11 protein-coding genes are annotated in these 17079 nt (G+C 40.1%); 4 read left to right on the top strand and 7 right to left on the bottom strand.

What is annotated here, in order from left to right:
- Window positions 1-25: 25 nt before the first annotated feature.
- The 5 genes from ASU1_RS00665 to malE all read right to left on the bottom strand — a co-directional run bounded on the left by ASU1_RS00665 (window position 26) and on the right by malE (window position 7696).
- A complete protein-coding gene (locus ASU1_RS00665) occupies window positions 26-1612 on the bottom strand; it encodes a carbon starvation CstA family protein (RefSeq protein ID WP_014990948.1) in 1587 nt (528 codons plus the stop codon).
- 220 nt (window positions 1613-1832) lie between these two features.
- Entirely contained in the window at window positions 1833-3881 is a 2049-nt protein-coding gene (malQ, locus tag ASU1_RS00670; protein ID WP_256867189.1) for a 4-alpha-glucanotransferase, read from the bottom strand.
- Window positions 3882-3941: 60 nt separating this feature from the next.
- Window positions 3942-4832, bottom strand: coding sequence for a maltose ABC transporter permease MalG (malG, locus tag ASU1_RS00675; RefSeq protein WP_005598221.1), 891 nt, complete (start codon window positions 4830-4832; stop codon window positions 3942-3944).
- A gap of 50 nt (window positions 4833-4882) precedes the next feature.
- Window positions 4883-6433: a maltose ABC transporter permease MalF gene (gene malF / locus ASU1_RS00680; RefSeq protein ID WP_039194786.1), complete on the bottom strand. Its 1551-nt coding sequence runs from the start codon at window positions 6431-6433 to the stop codon at window positions 4883-4885.
- A 78-nt stretch (window positions 6434-6511) separates the two neighbouring features.
- Window positions 6512-7696, bottom strand: a complete 1185-nt coding sequence (malE, locus tag ASU1_RS00685) for a maltose/maltodextrin ABC transporter substrate-binding protein MalE (RefSeq protein ID WP_014990950.1) — start codon at window positions 7694-7696, stop codon at window positions 6512-6514.
- A 331-nt stretch (window positions 7697-8027) separates the two neighbouring features.
- On the opposite strand from malE, the gene malK reads away from it, so the two are divergent.
- From malK to malT, 4 genes are all read left to right on the top strand, one after another.
- A complete protein-coding gene (gene malK / locus ASU1_RS00690; RefSeq protein WP_005598215.1) occupies window positions 8028-9167 on the top strand; it encodes a maltose/maltodextrin ABC transporter ATP-binding protein MalK in 1140 nt (379 codons plus the stop codon).
- 69 nt (window positions 9168-9236) lie between these two features.
- Window positions 9237-10508: a maltoporin gene (locus ASU1_RS00695; RefSeq protein WP_014990951.1), complete on the top strand. Its 1272-nt coding sequence runs from the start codon at window positions 9237-9239 to the stop codon at window positions 10506-10508.
- A 71-nt stretch (window positions 10509-10579) separates the two neighbouring features.
- Complete coding sequence (gene malM / locus ASU1_RS00700; RefSeq protein WP_014990952.1) at window positions 10580-11467, top strand: maltose operon protein MalM; 888 nt, start codon at window positions 10580-10582, stop codon at window positions 11465-11467.
- Between the two features lie 113 nt (window positions 11468-11580).
- Window positions 11581-14298, top strand: a complete 2718-nt coding sequence (gene malT, locus ASU1_RS00705; protein ID WP_014990953.1) for an HTH-type transcriptional regulator MalT — start codon at window positions 11581-11583, stop codon at window positions 14296-14298.
- A gap of 63 nt (window positions 14299-14361) precedes the next feature.
- On the opposite strand, the gene glgP is transcribed toward malT, so the two are convergent.
- Both glgP and ASU1_RS00715 read right to left on the bottom strand, forming a co-directional pair.
- Complete coding sequence (glgP, locus tag ASU1_RS00710) at window positions 14362-16761, bottom strand: glycogen/starch/alpha-glucan family phosphorylase (protein ID WP_014990954.1); 2400 nt, start codon at window positions 16759-16761, stop codon at window positions 14362-14364.
- 107 nt (window positions 16762-16868) lie between these two features.
- Window positions 16869-17066 carry a DUF5363 domain-containing protein gene (locus ASU1_RS00715; protein ID WP_005620436.1) on the bottom strand — a complete coding sequence of 66 codons (198 nt, stop codon included), beginning with the start codon at window positions 17064-17066 and terminating at the stop codon, window positions 16869-16871.
- Window positions 17067-17079 lie beyond the last annotated feature (13 nt).

Consider the following 17079-nt stretch of genomic DNA (forward strand, 5'->3'; position numbering starts at 1 on the left):
CGCTTTTAAAATATCAATCAATAGATTAATTTGCTACATAAGCATCTTCATCACGTTCACCTAATGGTTTAAGCATAGTGAAGAATAGTACGATACAAATAATTGTTGCTGCTATACCTAAGTAAACTGAAAGTTGATAATCTAAACCGAAGCCGATTTTATTATAGAACAAGTAGGTTGCGCATACGGTTGTAATAAACCACGCTGGGATTGAACATACCCAGTGGAATTTTTTATAACGATATAAATATGCTGCGGCAGTCCAAAGCATTACCATTGCTGTCATTTGGTTTGCCCAAGTGAAGTAACGCCATAAGATACTGAAGTCAATTTTTGATACCACGAAACCTAATGCGAATAACGGTACAGCAATCATTAAGCGTTTAGTTAATGAACGTTGATCAATTTTAAAGAGTTCAGCCAATTGTAAACGTGCGGCACGGAATGCCGTATCACCTGAAGTAATTGGTAATACTACTACGCCTAATACGGCGAAAATACCACCGATAAAGCCTAAGAAGTGTAATGAGCTGTCATAAACTACTTTAGACGGTGAACCTGCAGAAATCGCATCTTGTAACGCTTGTGGGTTTTCATAGAATGCAAGACCCACCATACACCATACTAATGCGATAACACCTTCAGTAATCATTGCTCCATAGAAAATAAAGCGACCTTCGCTTTCATTTTCCGCACAACGTGCCATTAACGGGGTTTGCGTTGCGTGGAAACCTGATAGTGCACCACAAGAAATAGTTAAGAATAATAAAGGCCAAATCGGAACATCGCCCTTCACTTGGAAGTTTTGCGTGAATTTTTCCCATGTTAAACCTTGACCGTCCGCATTAATCGTACGGAAGAATTCAATTGGATCAGTTGCACTGAAGTGTGCAGTGATTAAACCATATACCATTCCGAGCGACATAAACAGTAATAATGCCCCGAAGAATGGATAGATGCGACCGATAATTTTATCAATTGGAAGTAAGGTTGCTAAGATATAGTAAGCAAAGATGAGTAGCGTCCATACCGAAATAACGGTTGCTTTATCCATACCCCAAACCGTTAAGCCGCCAGCTTCAACCGCATGGTGAAGTGCTTCCGCATCGTTTAGTTGTAATGTACCACCTGTCGCACCGAAGACGTCCATCGTAATGGTTGCCATTAATTGTGCTGGGCTTGCTACGAATACCACACCAACAAGTAAGAGAAGAACAAGCGCCATCACATTAATAAATACTTTAACTGGACGACCTAAGAATTTACCCGCTAAAGCCGGCATTGTTGCGCCACCGTTACGAATGCTCAACATACCGCAGAAGTAATCGTGTACCGCACCGGCAAAAATACAACCGATTACGATCCAAAGCATCGCCACCGGTCCGTATAACGCACCAAGGATTGGACCAAAAATAGGGCCTGTACCGGCAATATTTAATAATTGAATGAGCCAAATTTTTGTTTTTGACATTGGCATATAGTCAACACCATCATTCATCGCATAAGCCGGTGTTGTTTTTTTCGGGTTGATCACAAAGATTTTCTCAATGATCTTCCCATAGACAAAGTAGCCTAGTACGAGAACTGCTACACAAAAGAAAAACCACAACATAGTAAAGGTAACCTTATAAAGTTTGAATAATTTGGAAATCACAAATCGCCAAAAGGCGTTGTATTTTAGTAATATACGTGAATAAAGTAAATTAAGTTCGTTACTATAAATAGGTGTTTATGTAATAAATGTGAATAACTTCAAAGTTTTATTCTAATCCTCCTGTTTTGAATAAGTTACAGTTTATAAAAATAGCCACAGTCATTTGTGGCTATTTTCTTTATTTATTTCGTTTATATTTGAAAGATTCAAGCAATTGATTGATTTGCTCGTGGCTGAAAATTTCGCCGATAGTACGACTTAATTTTCTACGCCAATTCGGATATTCATTACTTGTTCCGGGAATATTTACCGGCTCGAGCATATTTAGCCAATCTTCCGGCTGAGTGCCAAATAAAGCAGAATTGGTATCCGCTACATACATTTGTAATTGATGTACAAATTTTAAGTTTACGCCTTCGCTATCTTTTGCAAGATCTTGGACTTTTTCGACCGCTTGTCTAATCGCTTCTTTATTGAAATGGCGACTTTGTTTCAGAATATTAAGCACTTTCTCACTTGGGTAAACACCAAATTTCTTGCCTAAATCAAAGTCGTAGCCTTTCCAGTAGCCTTGTAGGGTTGGTAAATCATGCGTACTGAGTGTCGTCATCGCTTGATATGGATAATTAGCTAATGGCTTACTGCCGTGTTGATCCCATTCAAAATAGAAAATGTTATAAGCGAGAATACCTTTGTCTTCTAATTTCTGTAGCATACCTTTCGGTACTGTACCAAGTGCTTCAGCAATGATTAAACACTGATTTCGCTGACTTTCTAACGCAAGAATTGCTAACAAATCTTCTAGCGGATAACGTACATAAGCGCCGTTTTTAGCCGAATCGCCTTTTGCCACCCACCACATACGTGCAAAACCAAGAATGTGGTCGATACGTAATGCACCGCAATCTTTCATATTGGCACGTAATAAATCAATAAATGGCTGGTATCCTCTAGCTTGTAGCACTTCCGGATGCATCGGTGATAAGCCCCAGTTTTGTCCGTTTGGTGCCATAATATCCGGTGGTGCACCGACAGAGGCATCTAGCACAAATAACTCTTTATCCGCCCAAGTTTCCGCACCGTTATCGGCAACGCCTACCGCTAAATCACGGTAAAAGCCGATAGGCATATTGAGTGCTTTTGCCAATTGATTACACGCTCTTAATTGCTGTTGAGCCACAAATTGCAACCACATATAGAAACGAACTAATTGGCTATGTTCCGTTTGGAATGTCTGTACTGCATTTGATGCGTAGTCTTGATATTCTTGCGCCCAGAAATTCCAACCCCATTGCTCGCTAAATTGGCTGGATAACCAATAATGTAGTGCGTCGAATGTACCTTGCACTTTTAGGCTTTCGCCGTATTCATTGATAAATTGTTCGAAAGCTTGTTGATCTTGCTGAACGAAAGTGGCATAGGCTAAACGTAATCCTTCGAGTTTTAAGCCCATCACTTGCGAATAATCTACGTAGTCTTTTGCTCTTGCCTCAATAAGCTGTTGTTGAACTTCTGCGGAATGAAACCAGGCTTGCGCTTCGCTAGATTGTTGGAAGGCATCAATCGCTGCTACATCGATATAAATAATGTTTTGCCATAAACGAGATGAGGGGCTATAAGGGCTGGCACTTTCCGGATTGGCTGGGAAAATCGCATGAATTGGATTTAGCCCAACAAAATCACCACCTTTTTCAGCAAGTCGACTTAAGAAGGTTTTCAAATCGCTAAAATCGCCGATGCCCCAATTATGTTCGGAACGAAGCGTATAGAGTTGTAAAATTGCGCCCCATAATTTTTGTTTTTGTTGTAATTCTTTTGGCTGGAAAGCAGTTTTCGGCGTAATAATCAGGCGGCAGTTCAGTGAATAATGCTCACTTTTAAGCTGTAAATGATGATAGCCGAGAGGCAGATCTTTCGGTAAATTGATCGCATTACGTTTTACTTTACCGCAACGTATTTCACCGTTTTCTAAGTGAAGTTGCCAGCGAGCTTGTAATGCTTTATTGCTATTTGCAAGATTTAGTCGAATATAGACCGCTTGTCCTTCTGTTGCTACCTTTACAGGAGGAATAATAGGTTTGCTTTTAGGAGAACCTAAGCGTTTTGCAATTTTGTGACAGACCGCTTGGCTGGCATAACGGCGTCTGCCATATTCATCAAAGAAATAAGGATTAAGGTATGGGTGAAGCGATTTCATTGTGATTTTCCTTTTTTGCTTAGTGAGCATAGCCTCATAAGCGGTTATTTTTTATTTATTTTTTGCAAATCGGAGGAGGCTCCTCCAATGTTATCCTTTTACGCCACCGGCAGTTAAACCACCGACTAACCAGCGTTGTGCTAATAAGAATACAAGTGTGATTGGGATAGCAGACAAGATGGCTGCTGCGGCAAAGTCGCCCCAGAGGTAGTTTTGCGGGTGTAAATACTGTTGCATTCCTACTGCAAGCGTGTAGTTATCAACATCTCGTAACAATAGGGAAGCAACCGGTACTTCGATAATGCTTGAGATAAACGAGAGGATAAATACAACTGCTAAAATTGGTACGGAAAGCGGTAGTAAAATTAAGCGGAAAGTTTGCCACGGGCTTGCTCCGTCGAGGGCAGCGGCTTCCTCAAGCGATTTATCAATAGTTTCAAAATAGCCTTTGATTGTCCAAACATGCATTGCGATACCGCCTAAGTAAGCAAAGATTACTCCGCCGTGCGTATTTAAACCTAAGAACGGAATGTAATCGCTTAGACGATCAAATAAGGCATATAACGCGACTAATGAAAGTACCGCCGGAAACATTTGGAAAATTAACATCGATTTCAGTAATAAACTTTTACCGGCAAAACGTAAGCGTGCAAAAGCATACGCAGCAGTGGTTGAAAGTGCGAGGGTAATTAGAGCGGTAATACCCGCGACTTTGACGGAATTCCATAGCCAAAGTAAAACAGGGAATGGCGGTGGGGTTATACTTCCGTCCGCATGAGTAACACTAATGCCTAAGGCGAGTTTCCAGTGTTCAAGTGAAATTTCACTTGGGATCAATTCACCGATTGCTAGGTTTCCGGGACGTAATGAAATACCGATAATCATCAGCATCGGGAATAAGATAATCGCACAAAAACAGATTAGAAAAAGATGCGTGGAAAATAAACGCAATTTCATTGATTTAGGTTGAACAATAGCCATAGTTGATATCCTCTTTGCTCCTTCTTCGTATGTAGAAGGAACAATGTCAATTAATCTTGTGATAATTTCGTCATTCTGATTTGGAATAATGCTAATCCGCTTACTAGCAAGAAGATGATGACGGCGATTGCAGCCGCTAAACCAAAGTCTTGTGTACCGCTACCTTCAAAGGCAATACGATAAGTGTAACTGACCAGTAAATCGGTATGACCAGCCGGTGTTGTTGTGCCTACCATATTTGGGCCACCGTTAGTTAATAACTGAATTAATACAAAGTTATTAAAGTTAAAAGCGAAGCTGGCAATCATTAACGGCATAAGTGGTTTAACTAGCAATGGCATGGTAATTTTCGTGAAATTTTGCCATACGCTTGCGCCATCAATCGCAGAAGCTTCATATAACTCGTGCGGAATCGCTTTTAGCAAGCCCATGCAAACAATCATCATATACGGGTAGCCTAACCAAGTATTCACAATCAGTAACATTGCTTTGGCTAAGAACGGATCATTAAACCATTCCGGACGGATACCGAATAATTGGTTCAGAATGAGGTTGATTTCACCGAAACTTTGGTTAAATAAACCTTTGAAGACTAAAATCGAAATAAAGCCGGGTACGGCGTAAGGTAAAATTAATAACAGACGATAGACCGCTTTACCTTTTAATGCTTCCCATTGTACGAGCGAAGCAAAAATCATACCGAGTAAAGTTGTAAAAATCACAGTTAAAAGGGCAAATACGACAGTCCAAATAAAGATTTTAATGAATGGTTCTTGAACACCATCATCAGTTAAGATTTTGACGAAATTTTGCCAACCTACTGAAACGGTATAACCTGGTTCTAGTCGATTGCCTGTAAAATTACCTTGTTCGTCAATAGGTTGGAAAAAGCCGATATCATCATTCGGTTTATAGCGTTCACCACTCTCATTATTCGTTAAGATCTGATTTTGTTCATCAAATGTATAGCGTGTTTTTTGTTCAGCAAATTGGCGGAGAGAACTCATCGTAACGATTTGTTCGCTTGGTAATAATACTTTTATTGCTTGTAATTTAGTTCGGTTTTGCGTAATTGTTTTTAAAGGGGCAACCGAGATGTTAGGGAGCTGCTCTACTTCAGTTACAGCTAATTCAGCAGGGAGGGCATCCAATACAAGCGGTTCAGAAAGATAATTTTTTTGCGAATTAGGGTTACTTAATGCAAGTTGATACTGATTTTCATTAGTTTGCAGCAATTTAAAATTCAGATGATCGCCTGCTGCGTAAGTCTGATTTTGTAATTGGCGGACGACTTGTTTAAAGTTAAGTTGATTGGATCCGCTATAATTTGTAAAGGCGATAACGACAGTACAGATTAACGGGAATAACACAAAAATCCCCATAGCAGAAACGCCAGGGTAAACATAGCGCCAACGATAAGTTGATTGATTTGAAAAAATATAGATCCCTGTGGTCACAACAACTAAAACAAGTAAGGCAAAGAGAATTTCGCCTTGTAGATAAATGGTGAACACGAGGTAGAAAGAAAGCAGATAGAGTAATCCGATAAATAGACGTTTAGCCCAAAGTTGAGAAGGGGGCATTGTATTTGATGTTGGCATAGTGTTTCCCCTGTAAATTGATAAGCTGGAGGTATAGGACGCCTCCAGTAGGCGTCCTAACAGTGAGGTTAGCAAAAGTTATTCTTTTTCAATTTTTGCCTGTGCTTCATCAAGTGCTGCTTTTACAGATTGACGACCGCTTGTCGCATTGCCAATAGCTGCTTTTTCTGAATACCAGAAACGGCTCATTTGTGGAATATTTGGCATAATTTCGCCGTTTTCCGCATTCGCCATAGTTGCTGCGATACGAGGATCTTTGGCAAGTTTTTCTTGGAAAGATTTTAATGCAACGGCACCTAATGGCGCGTCTTTGTTGACGGTTGTGAGTCCTTCATCGGTTAATAAATGATTTTCTAAGAACTCTTTGGCTAAGTCTTGGTTCGGACTAGAAGCATTTACCGCTGCACTTAATACACCAACGAATGGTTTTGATGCTTTACCATTTAATGTCGGAAGTACTGCGACACCATAGTTGATACCACTTTTCTCAATATTTGCCCAAGACCATGGTCCGTTAATGGTTAAAGCAGTATTGCCTTTATTGAAAGCCGCTTCTGAAACTGCATAGTCCATGTCGGCATTAATCACTTTTTTATTCACTAAATCCACAACAAATTGTAAGCCTTTTTGTGCACCTTCATTGTTGACACCAATATTTTTTACGTCATAACCATTTGGTGTAACTTTGAATGCATAAGCGCCTTGAGACGAAATAACCGGCCATGTGAAATAGGGTTCTTGTAAGTTCCACATAATGGCACTTTTACCTTTAGCTTTTAATTCTTTATCAAGTTTCTCTACTTCTTCCCATGTTTTTGGTGGTGTCGCAACTAAATCTTTATTATAGATTAATGAAATCGCTTCAATCGCAATTGGGTAAGCAATTTGTTTACCGTTATATTTATTCGCATCCCAACCGATGTCAGATAATTTTGCTTTAAATTCAGCACTTGGTTTTACTTCGGCTAATAAACCGGCTTGAGCATAGCCACCGAAACGGTCATGGGCGAAGATAATCACATCAGGACCGTCACCGGTTGAAGCGACTTGAGGGAAAAGTTCTTCTAATTTTCCCGGATGTTCTACAATGACTTTTACCCCAGTTTCTGCTTCAAATTTTTTACCTACTTCAGCTAAACCGTTATAGCCTTTATCAGCACTAATCCAGATATTGAGTTGACCTTCTACAATTTTTGCATTTGCACCTTGAGCAATACAAAGTCCTGTTAATACAGCTAATGCAGTTTTAGTAAGTTTTTTCATAGGATTTTCCTCATTTGATTTTGGAGATAGACCGATTTCCAGTCTTTTACGTAGAGCATAATAAAAAATTTACTCATCATTTCATCATCCCCCATCCTCCTCCCCATAACCGAATTTATTGATGTAGTTCACAGATTTTGGGGAAATCTCAGTTTTTTGTGAAACAGATCACAAAATTTCAGGTGTTTTTTGTGATCAGATTCACAAAAAAACAAGAAAAAATGTAATAAAAACATTGAGTTGCGGAAAGAAAAAATTTACTAAAAGTATGATGTGGAAAAAAGAGAAATGCGTAAACTACATAACAAATTTAAAGCAAGAGGACAAAAACATGACAGATGTTCGATTAGTAAACGTATGCAAATCGTATGGCAATGTACACATTTCTAAGGATGTTAATTTAGAAATTAAAGACGGCGAATTTGTTGTTTTTGTCGGTCCGTCAGGCTGTGGTAAATCAACCGTATTACGTATGATTGCCGGCTTGGAAGAAATTACCTCCGGTGATTTATTTATCGGGGATAAACGAATGAATGACGTACCGCCGGCGAATCGAAATATCGGTATGGTATTCCAATCTTATGCATTATATCCACACCTTTCAGTCGCAGAAAATATGTCATTCGGCTTAAAACTTGCCGGTGCTAAAAAAGAAGAAATCGATCAGCGAGTTAATCAAGTCGCGGAAATTTTACAGCTTGCTCATTTACTTAATCGAAAACCGAAAGAATTGTCGGGTGGTCAACGCCAGCGTGTTGCGATTGGGCGTACCTTAGTTTCACAGCCCGAAGTGTTTTTATTGGATGAACCGCTTTCAAATTTAGATGCGGCATTACGTGTGCAAATGCGCGTAGAGATCTCAAAATTGCATAAAAAACTTGGCAGAACAATGATTTATGTCACACATGACCAAATCGAGGCGATGACACTCGCCGATAAAATTGTTGTTTTACAAGCGCTTTCTGCAGGTAGCAATCTAACAACCAACGTTGCTCAAGTGGGTAAACCATTAGAGCTTTATCACTATCCGGCAAATCGTTTTGTGGCAGGTTTTATCGGATCGCCTAAGATGAATTTCTTGCCGGTACGAGTGATTGATGTGCGTGAAGGTGGAGTGAAAATTGAATTACCGGACTCAACCCATTTAAATTTCTGGGTTCCGGTTGAAAGTGGTGGCGTGAAAGTCGGAGACAACCTTTCATTGGGTATTCGTCCGGAACATTTATTACCGTGTGAACAAAGCGAAGTTTGTATTTCCGGCACGGTAAAAGTGGTGGAACAATTAGGTAACGAAACGCAAGTTCATATTGAAATGCCACCGATTAAACAGAGCTTAGTTTATCGCCAAAATGACATTGTATTAGTGAAAGAAGGCGATTCAATGTCGATTGGTATTAATCCGAATCGTTGCCATCTTTTCCGAGAAGATGGCACGGCATGTAAACGTTTATTTGTCGAACAAGGCGTATAAATGTTCTTAAGGGTTTCCCTTAAATTTTAATAATGAAAAAAACTGTCTGAAAAGAGAAAGGAGTTTCCTATGAACCTCAATAAAACGATGTTAGCAACTTTAGTTTCAAGTGCTTTACTTTCAACCAGTGCATTAGCGGTTGATTTCCACGGTTATGCACGTTCCGGTATCGGCTGGACTTCAGGTGGTGGCGAGCAATCGGCATTTACTGTGAATGGTGGCGGTTCTAAATACCGTTTAGGTAATGAAGCAGAAACTTATGCGGAATTAAAATTGGGTCAAGAACTTTATAAAAATGGTGAGAAATCTATTTATTTAGATACCAATGTAGCTTATTCGGTAAATCAACAAGTTGACTGGGAAGCGACGGATCCGGCACTTCGTGAAGTGAATGTTCAGTTCAAAAATTTTGCAGACAGCTTACCGGGCGCTACTTTATGGGCAGGTAAACGTTTCTACCAACGTCATGATGTACATATGAATGACTTCTACTACTGGGATATTTCAGGTCCGGGTGCAGGGGTTGAAAATATTGACCTTGGTTTTGGTAAACTCTCTTTAGCAGTAACACGTAATACTGAAAAAGATGGGGCATATAGCTGGAACTATAATCCTATTACTAAAAAATGGGAAAGCAGCCAAGATAAAAATAAAGACGTTTATAACGATGTATTCGATGTTCGTTTAGCAGGTATTGAAACTAATAAAGACGGATCTTTAGAAATCGGTTTCGACTTTGGTAATGCACATACTAAAGATGGTGCAATCTATGAAAAAGATGCAACTAAACGTGGCTATATGGCAACTATTGAGCACACTCAAGGTAACTTTTTCGGCGGTTTTAATAAATTTACCGCACAGTATGCCAAGGATGCAATGACATCATGGAGTACCGGTCATTCACAAGGTGGGTTAGCGAATAATAAAGGCGATATGCTTCGTTTAATCAACCAAGGTGTTGTACAAGCAAGCGATAAAGTAGAAGTAATGTATGCGTTAATCTATGAAAAAACAGACTTAGATAACAAACAAGGTAAAACTTGGTACTCTGCCGGTATTCGCCCGATGTATAAATGGAACGATACAATGAGTACCTTATTAGAAGTGGGTTATGACCGTATTAAAGATCAAGCAAGCGGTAAGAAAAATGATCTAGTGAAATACACCGTTGCACAACAATGGCAAGCGGGTAGCAGCATTTGGGCGCGTCCGGCAATCCGTGTATTCGGTACTTACGCACACTGGAATGACAAATTTAACACGGCAAACCGTACAAACGCTGGCTATAAAGCGAAAGACGGCGAATTTATCGGTGGTGTTCAATTTGAAGCATGGTGGTAATTAAACCATTTGGGGGCGTATGCATTACGCCCCTTTATATGATGTAACAGATAATTTCTAGAGAGGCATTTATGAAAACCAAAATTGCAGCATTTTTATCAAGTGTTTTATTTGCATCGGTTGCTATGGCAGCTACGCCATCAAAAACAGAGCTAAGCCGTTTTGGTTGGCAAGATGTTACTTTCTCGCAAAAGATTGTTAATGAACTTTCAGAAAAACAAATTCGTACATTTAGCCAAACACTAGCAGGTACAAATAGCGCTGTAGTCGGTTATAAAATTCCGGCAAATCAAGGCACGGTGAAGATCAAAATCAGCAGCTTAGTGGTAGATAATAAACATATTTTTGTACCGAATGTTTTAGTTCTGGATGCGAATTTTAATGAATCGCTCATATACCCCGCTTCGCAATTTAAAGTTGTGGAAGAACGAGGCTTTGAAGGCGGGCAAATTCAAGCGGAATTAAGTTTAACGCCGGCAACCGGACAAGATTTTATTTATGTACTAATCTACACCACTGAAAAAGAGCTTGCAGGGCAAACGACATTTACCCATCCGGTAAAATTATATGAAAAGGCAAAAGGTAACCAGCCGCCTGCAATTGCAGATTTACAAGTAAAACACACTAATTCAGGGCAAATTCAAATTAGTGTGGATGGTGTTCAGAGTACTCAATTTGTCGGTCTAGGTAATGTAGCTAATGGCGGAGCGTTATTTGAAGCGAAACCGACTGTTAGTCAAACGGTAGGAGCGGAAGTACAAGCGGTTAAAAATCCGCAAAAAAATGCAAAACCGAAAGCTGTAGAGAAAACTACAGAACAATACTTTAATGAAGCGGTTACACAAGCATTAAAAAATAATGATATTAGTAAAGCAATGAATTTAGTAAACGAAGCGGAGCAACTAGGGCTTTCTTCACCGCGTCAAATCTTCTTAAAACAAGTTTCTGCTAAAAAATAGATGTTTTTTATCTTTATCCTTTTGCCACTGAATTTTCAGTGGTTTTTTTATTTCCACTAACTAAATAAGGAGAAAATTGTTAGAATCTCCATATCGTATGTAATGGAGGAAAAATGCAAGCAACATTTTCAAGATTGATTCCAACTAAGCTAATTTCTAGTAAAGTCAATCGAACCGTCAAAGAGACAGAAACCGTTGAACGAACATTACTCTTAAATGAATTAAATCGGGCGGAATTTTACCCGATGACGCTGGTTATTGCACCGGCAGGTTATGGCAAAACAACGCTGGTTTGCCAATGGAAGGAAAAACAATTAGCGAAAAACCAGCGTATCGGTTGGTACTCACTTGATGAAAGTGACAACAAAACAGAACAATTCTCCGCATATTTTACCGCTGCACTTTCGCAAGCGACCGACCTCTCTTTTTCCGGAATTGTTTACCAAAATAATTTGGTAGATTATTTCTCTCAGTTATTGATTCAGCTTTCTCAAGTGCGTAGCCATTTTTACTTAGTGATAGACGATTATCACCATATTGAAAATAGCGAAATTCACGATGCACTTCGTTTTTGGTTAAAGCATCAACCACAGACGATGAGCCTGATTGTCTTATCACGTTTAACTCCTCCACTAAGTATTACCAATTTACGTATTCATGAGCAATTATTGGAAATTGATGTGCATCAGTTGGCATTCACACCGACCGAAACTCGCCAATTTTTAGCGTTAAAATTTAACGAGTCGCTGACAGATGATGAGGTTTTCTCACTTTGCGATCGGGTTGAAGGCTGGGCAACAGCATTGCAATTAGTTAGTTTTGCTGTGAAGCAAAATCCTGAATTGTTACGTTCTCCGGAAAAATTATTTGCCAAGCTCAATCAACAACATATTGCCGATTATCTGAATGAAGAAGTATTCCATTACGTTGAGCCGGAAATTAAGTTATTTATGCAACGCTGTGCGATTTTACGTTCGATGAATGAAAAATTGATACTCGCTTTAACCAAAGATGAAAACGGTGTGAAAAAGCTCGATGAATTAGAAAAAATGGGGCTTTTTATTCAAAGGATATTGCACGACGATGGTGAAATTTGGTGGAAATTTCATCCGATTTTAGCATCTTATCTTGCGCAAAGTTGTCGTTTAGAACTGCCTTGTGAATGGCAAGAGCTACATAAAATTGCAGCGATGATGTGGCTGAAATTAGGCTATGGATCCGAGGCGCTTTATCATGCGCAGATGTTGGAAGATTCTCAAACGCTTTATACCATTTTACAAGAACATGGTTGGTCGTTATTTCATCAAGGTCAGCTTAAGTTATTGGAAGACTGTTTGGCATTACTTTCAGCGCAGCAACTTTGGCAAGACTCAAACTTAGTGCTGTTAAAAGCGTGGCTTGCACAGAGCCAACATCGTCATCAAGAAGTGTCGGGCATTTTGCAAAAGTTTCAACCAAATCAACCGCTTGTTGCCGATTTACAAGCTCGTTTTGATGCACTAAAAGCACAGGTTGCGATTAATGAGGGCAATGATGAGCAAGCCTATAATTTAGCAAAACAGGCGCTGGTTCATTTGTCGTCTGATTTTGGTTATGCACAAATTGTTGCAAATTCGATTATCGGAGAAGCGCAACATTGCCGGGGTTATTTGAAAGAAGGGTTGGCTCAAATGCAGAAAGTAGAAAAAATGGCATTGGAGCAAAGGGCCTATCATCAGTGGTTATGGTCGAAGCTGCAACAAGCGGAAATTTTATCGGCACAGGGCTTTTGGCAGTCTGCCTATGATTTGCTAAAAGATACCACTTTACAAGCGCAGCATTTACACCAAATTCCGATGCATGAATTTCTATTGCGTTTAAAAGGACAAATCTTGTGGGAATGGCATCATTTAGATCAAGCGGAAGCGATGGCGAATGCCGGTATTGAAGTCTTAGAAAAAGAGGGCGAGCAAGCGCATTGTTTGGCATTGTTGGCAAAGGTTTCGCTGACTAAAGGCGATTTAAATAATGCCGGACGTTTGATAGAACAATGTCGCAATTTAATTATTGCTCAGGCGGTGCATTGGGATTGGCGTTCAACTTTTGACGAAGTGCAAATGCTGTATTGGCAAATCAGTGATGATAAGTCGCATTTAGAAAGCTGGTTGACGCAAGTTAGTTTTCCGGAACAAGACAATAATCACTTTTTGCAACGTCAATGGCGTAATATCGCTCGTTGTTATTTGCTACAAGATAACTTTGAACAAGCGTTGAATATTTTGAATAGTCTGTTACAAACTTCTGCAACCTTTAATTTAATTAGCGATACGCAACGAGCGCTGATTTTGCGTAACCGAGTGTTTTATCGCCAAGGTAGAATGGATCTTGCACAAAAAGATTTGATTCGAGCGTTAAATCTAACCCAACAAACCAATTTTATCAGTGCTTTTGTGATTGAAGGCGATTTGATGGCACAGCAAATTCGCCAATTGCTACAAATCAATGTGTTGGATGAGCTTTCGACCCACAAAGCACAATTTATTTTACGGAGTATTAATCAGCACAATCGCCATAAATTTGCGCATTTTGATGAGGAATTTGTCACTAACTTGTTGAGGAATCCACAAGTACCGGAGTTACTTAAAATTAGCCCGCTTACCGCGAGAGAATGGCAGGTGCTCGGTTTAATTTATTCAGGTTACAGTAACGAACAAATTTCACAGGAATTGGTGGTAGCGATAACTACGATTAAAACGCATATTCGTAATCTATATCAAAAAATCGGTGTGGCGAATCGTAGTGAAGCGATTGAATATACACGCAGTTTATTGAGAATGATGGGGTATAGCTAATTTAAAAAAATACTCCCACTAGTGATACCCCTCGCCCACAAGGGGCGAGGGGTATTTCTTTCGTTATTTTTTCCAAATTCTGGTTTGGTAATCACGAATTGAGCGATCTGAGCTAAAGCTGCCGAGACGAGCGGTATTCAGAATCGTAGATTTTAACCAAGCGGTCTGATTTTGGTAACGTTTTGCAACTTCTTGTTGTGCTTCACGGTAGCTGGCAAAATCGGCTAATACGCAGAAATAGTCTTTGTTTAGCAAATCATAAACCAATGGTTCGAAGATTTCTTGATTACCGCCGGCAAATGAGCCGTCCGCTAATGCATCAATCGCTTTACGTAATACTTCGTCTTGTTCGTAGTATTCACGCGATACATAACCTTTCTCTCGTAATTCACGTACTGATTCAACTGTATGACCGAAAATCACGACATTTTCCTCGCCGGCAAATTCGGCAATTTCCACATTCGCACCGTCAAGCGTACCTAAGGTAATCGCACCATTTAGAGCTAATTTCATATTACCGGTACCGGATGCTTCTTTACCTGCAAGGGAAATTTGTTCGGAAACATCTGCCGCCGGAATGATTTTTTCCGCCAGACTTACACTGTAATTAGGTAAAAATGCCACTTGTAATTTACCTTGCATTTCCGGATCGTGATTGATGACGTGCGCCACATTATTAATCGCTTGAATAATTTGCTTCGCCATAAAATAACCCGGTGCGGCTTTGCCGGCAAAAATAAAGACGCGCGGCACAAATGGCATATCCGGATTGGCTTTCAGCTCTTGATAAGTGGCGATAATATTCAATAAATTGAGGTGCTGACGTTTATATTCATGGAAGCGTTTAATTTGTACGTCAAAGATCGCATTTTGATTCACTTGGATACCCAGTGTTTCCTCAATCACTTGTGCCAGCGCCTGTTTATTTTGTTGCTTAATCTCAGCGTAAGCGGTCTGAAATGCCGAATTTTCTGCAAGCGGTTCGATTTGACGTAACAGCTCTAAATTTTGTGTCCAGTCGCCTTCGATGTGTTGATCGAGTAATGCGCTTAATAACGGGTTAGCTTGACGGATCCAACGGCGTGGGGTGATACCGTTCGTCACATTGTGGAATCTGCCGTTAAATAATTTAGCATAAGCAGGAAATAAATCGCTAATCACTAAATCCGAGTGAATTTGTGCCACACCGTTAACCGCAAATGAACCGACCACGCAAAGGTTAGCCATACGCACACGATTATTGGCGATGATTGCCGTTTCGTCCCATACGTTGGCTAATTCATCTTCTGTAAAGCAAGCTTTGACTTGTTGGTAAAGCTCAAGATTAATGCGTTCAATGATGATCAAATGACGAGGCAATAATTTAGCAACAAGGTTTTGCTCCCATTGTTCTAGCGCTTCCGGTAACAGGGTGTGGTTGGTATAAGCGAATACTTTTGAACAGATTGCCCACGCTTTTTCCCAACTGTAACCGTATTGGTCGAGTAATAAACGCATTAACTCAGGAATCGCAATTGCGGGGTGGGTGTCATTTAATTGAATCACTTCAAATTCCGCTAATTGGTCGAGAGTTCTGCCTTTAGCTAAGTGATTTTTGATAATATCCGCTACCGAACAAGCACAATGGAAATATTGTTGCATTAAGCGTAATTCTTTACCGTTTTGATGGTTATCGTTCGGGTAAAGCACTTTGGTAATTTTTGACGCATCAATTACCATTGATTCCGAATCTAAATAATCGCCGTCATTGAATTTGGCTAAATCAAAAGCGGTTTCACTACAGCCTTGCCATAAGCGTAACGGTTGTTGTACGCCTTTATAACCGACTACCGGTAAATCAAACGCTTCACCGTAAATTGTCCATGCCGGTTGCCATTCGTATTTATCGCCGGCAATATGACGAACTTCACCGGCAAAGCCGACTGGTTGGCGGAAATCCGCACGATGTGACTGTAAAGGGAAGAAATCACGTCCCCACGCATCGCCTTCTTCATGTTGTCTACCCGCCCAATCAAAGCTTTGTTTGAATAAGCCGTATTGATAATGTAAACCGTAGCCTACTGCCGGTTGAGCAAGGCTTGCCATTGAGTCTAAATAGCAGGCGGCTAAGCGTCCTAAGCCGCCGTTACCAAATGCAGGATCGGTTTCTTGTTCTAAAATATCGACTAACGTTTTGCCGTATTTCGCCACTTCATCTACCACATATTGATATACGCCGAGATTCTGTAAGTTATTACCGAGTAAACGCCCAACTAAGAATTCCATTGAAAGGTAATTGACTTTGCGAGTATCAACAAGCGGTGCGTTTTTCGGGAAAAATTGCAAAGCGGCTTGGTGCGCGACTTGTGCCACCAGCTGATACCATTGTTGATCGGATAATTGAGTTGGATTTAAAGAACGTTCTTCGCAGTAAGCTTGTAAACTACGTTCGAATAATGCTGAAAATTGTGCCGTGAGCGCCATACATTTTCTCCAGAATGAAAGTAAGAAATTTTTCGCTATTATCAAAAAGCCACTAAATAAAAAAATCCTCCCCGCTAAAATTAGTCAGGGAGGATTTAGTAGTAGGACTAGCTTGAGTGCTGTTCTGTCGCGTTTTTATCTTGTGATTTTGTTGATTTCGGTTCTTTTTCCGGATCGAATTTCACCACCGGCACGCAGCCACGGCAAGCACCTTGGTTTACACCGAGTTCTTCACAAAATTTATCGTATTTCGCCAGCATTTTTTTGAACCAGCTTTGTGATGTATCTGACGATTTACCAGACATAGTTCACCTCATC

This window comes from Actinobacillus suis ATCC 33415, assembly GCF_000739435.1.
Taxonomy (GTDB): domain Bacteria; phylum Pseudomonadota; class Gammaproteobacteria; order Enterobacterales; family Pasteurellaceae; genus Actinobacillus; species Actinobacillus suis.

What these genes read in the sequence shown, in the direction of transcription:
- malF (WP_039194786.1), bottom strand. Translation starts at nt 6,433, where the DNA reads ATGCCAACATCAAATACAATGCCCCCTTCTCAACTTTGGGCTAAACGT.
- malG (WP_005598221.1), bottom strand. Translation starts at nt 4,832, where the DNA reads ATGGCTATTGTTCAACCTAAATCAATGAAATTGCGTTTATTTTCCACG.
- malT (WP_014990953.1), top strand. Translation starts at nt 11,581, where the DNA reads ATGCAAGCAACATTTTCAAGATTGATTCCAACTAAGCTAATTTCTAGT.
- malQ (WP_256867189.1), bottom strand. Translation starts at nt 3,881, where the DNA reads ATGCTCACTAAGCAAAAAAGGAAAATCACAATGAAATCGCTTCACCCA.
- malK (WP_005598215.1), top strand. Translation starts at nt 8,028, where the DNA reads ATGACAGATGTTCGATTAGTAAACGTATGCAAATCGTATGGCAATGTA.
- ASU1_RS00715 (WP_005620436.1), bottom strand. Translation starts at nt 17,066, where the DNA reads ATGTCTGGTAAATCGTCAGATACATCACAAAGCTGGTTCAAAAAAATG.
- glgP (WP_014990954.1), bottom strand. Translation starts at nt 16,761, where the DNA reads ATGGCGCTCACGGCACAATTTTCAGCATTATTCGAACGTAGTTTACAA.
- ASU1_RS00695 (WP_014990951.1), top strand. Translation starts at nt 9,237, where the DNA reads ATGAACCTCAATAAAACGATGTTAGCAACTTTAGTTTCAAGTGCTTTA.
- ASU1_RS00665 (WP_014990948.1), bottom strand. Translation starts at nt 1,612, where the DNA reads ATGTTGTGGTTTTTCTTTTGTGTAGCAGTTCTCGTACTAGGCTACTTT.
- malM (WP_014990952.1), top strand. Translation starts at nt 10,580, where the DNA reads ATGAAAACCAAAATTGCAGCATTTTTATCAAGTGTTTTATTTGCATCG.
- malE (WP_014990950.1), bottom strand. Translation starts at nt 7,696, where the DNA reads ATGAAAAAACTTACTAAAACTGCATTAGCTGTATTAACAGGACTTTGT.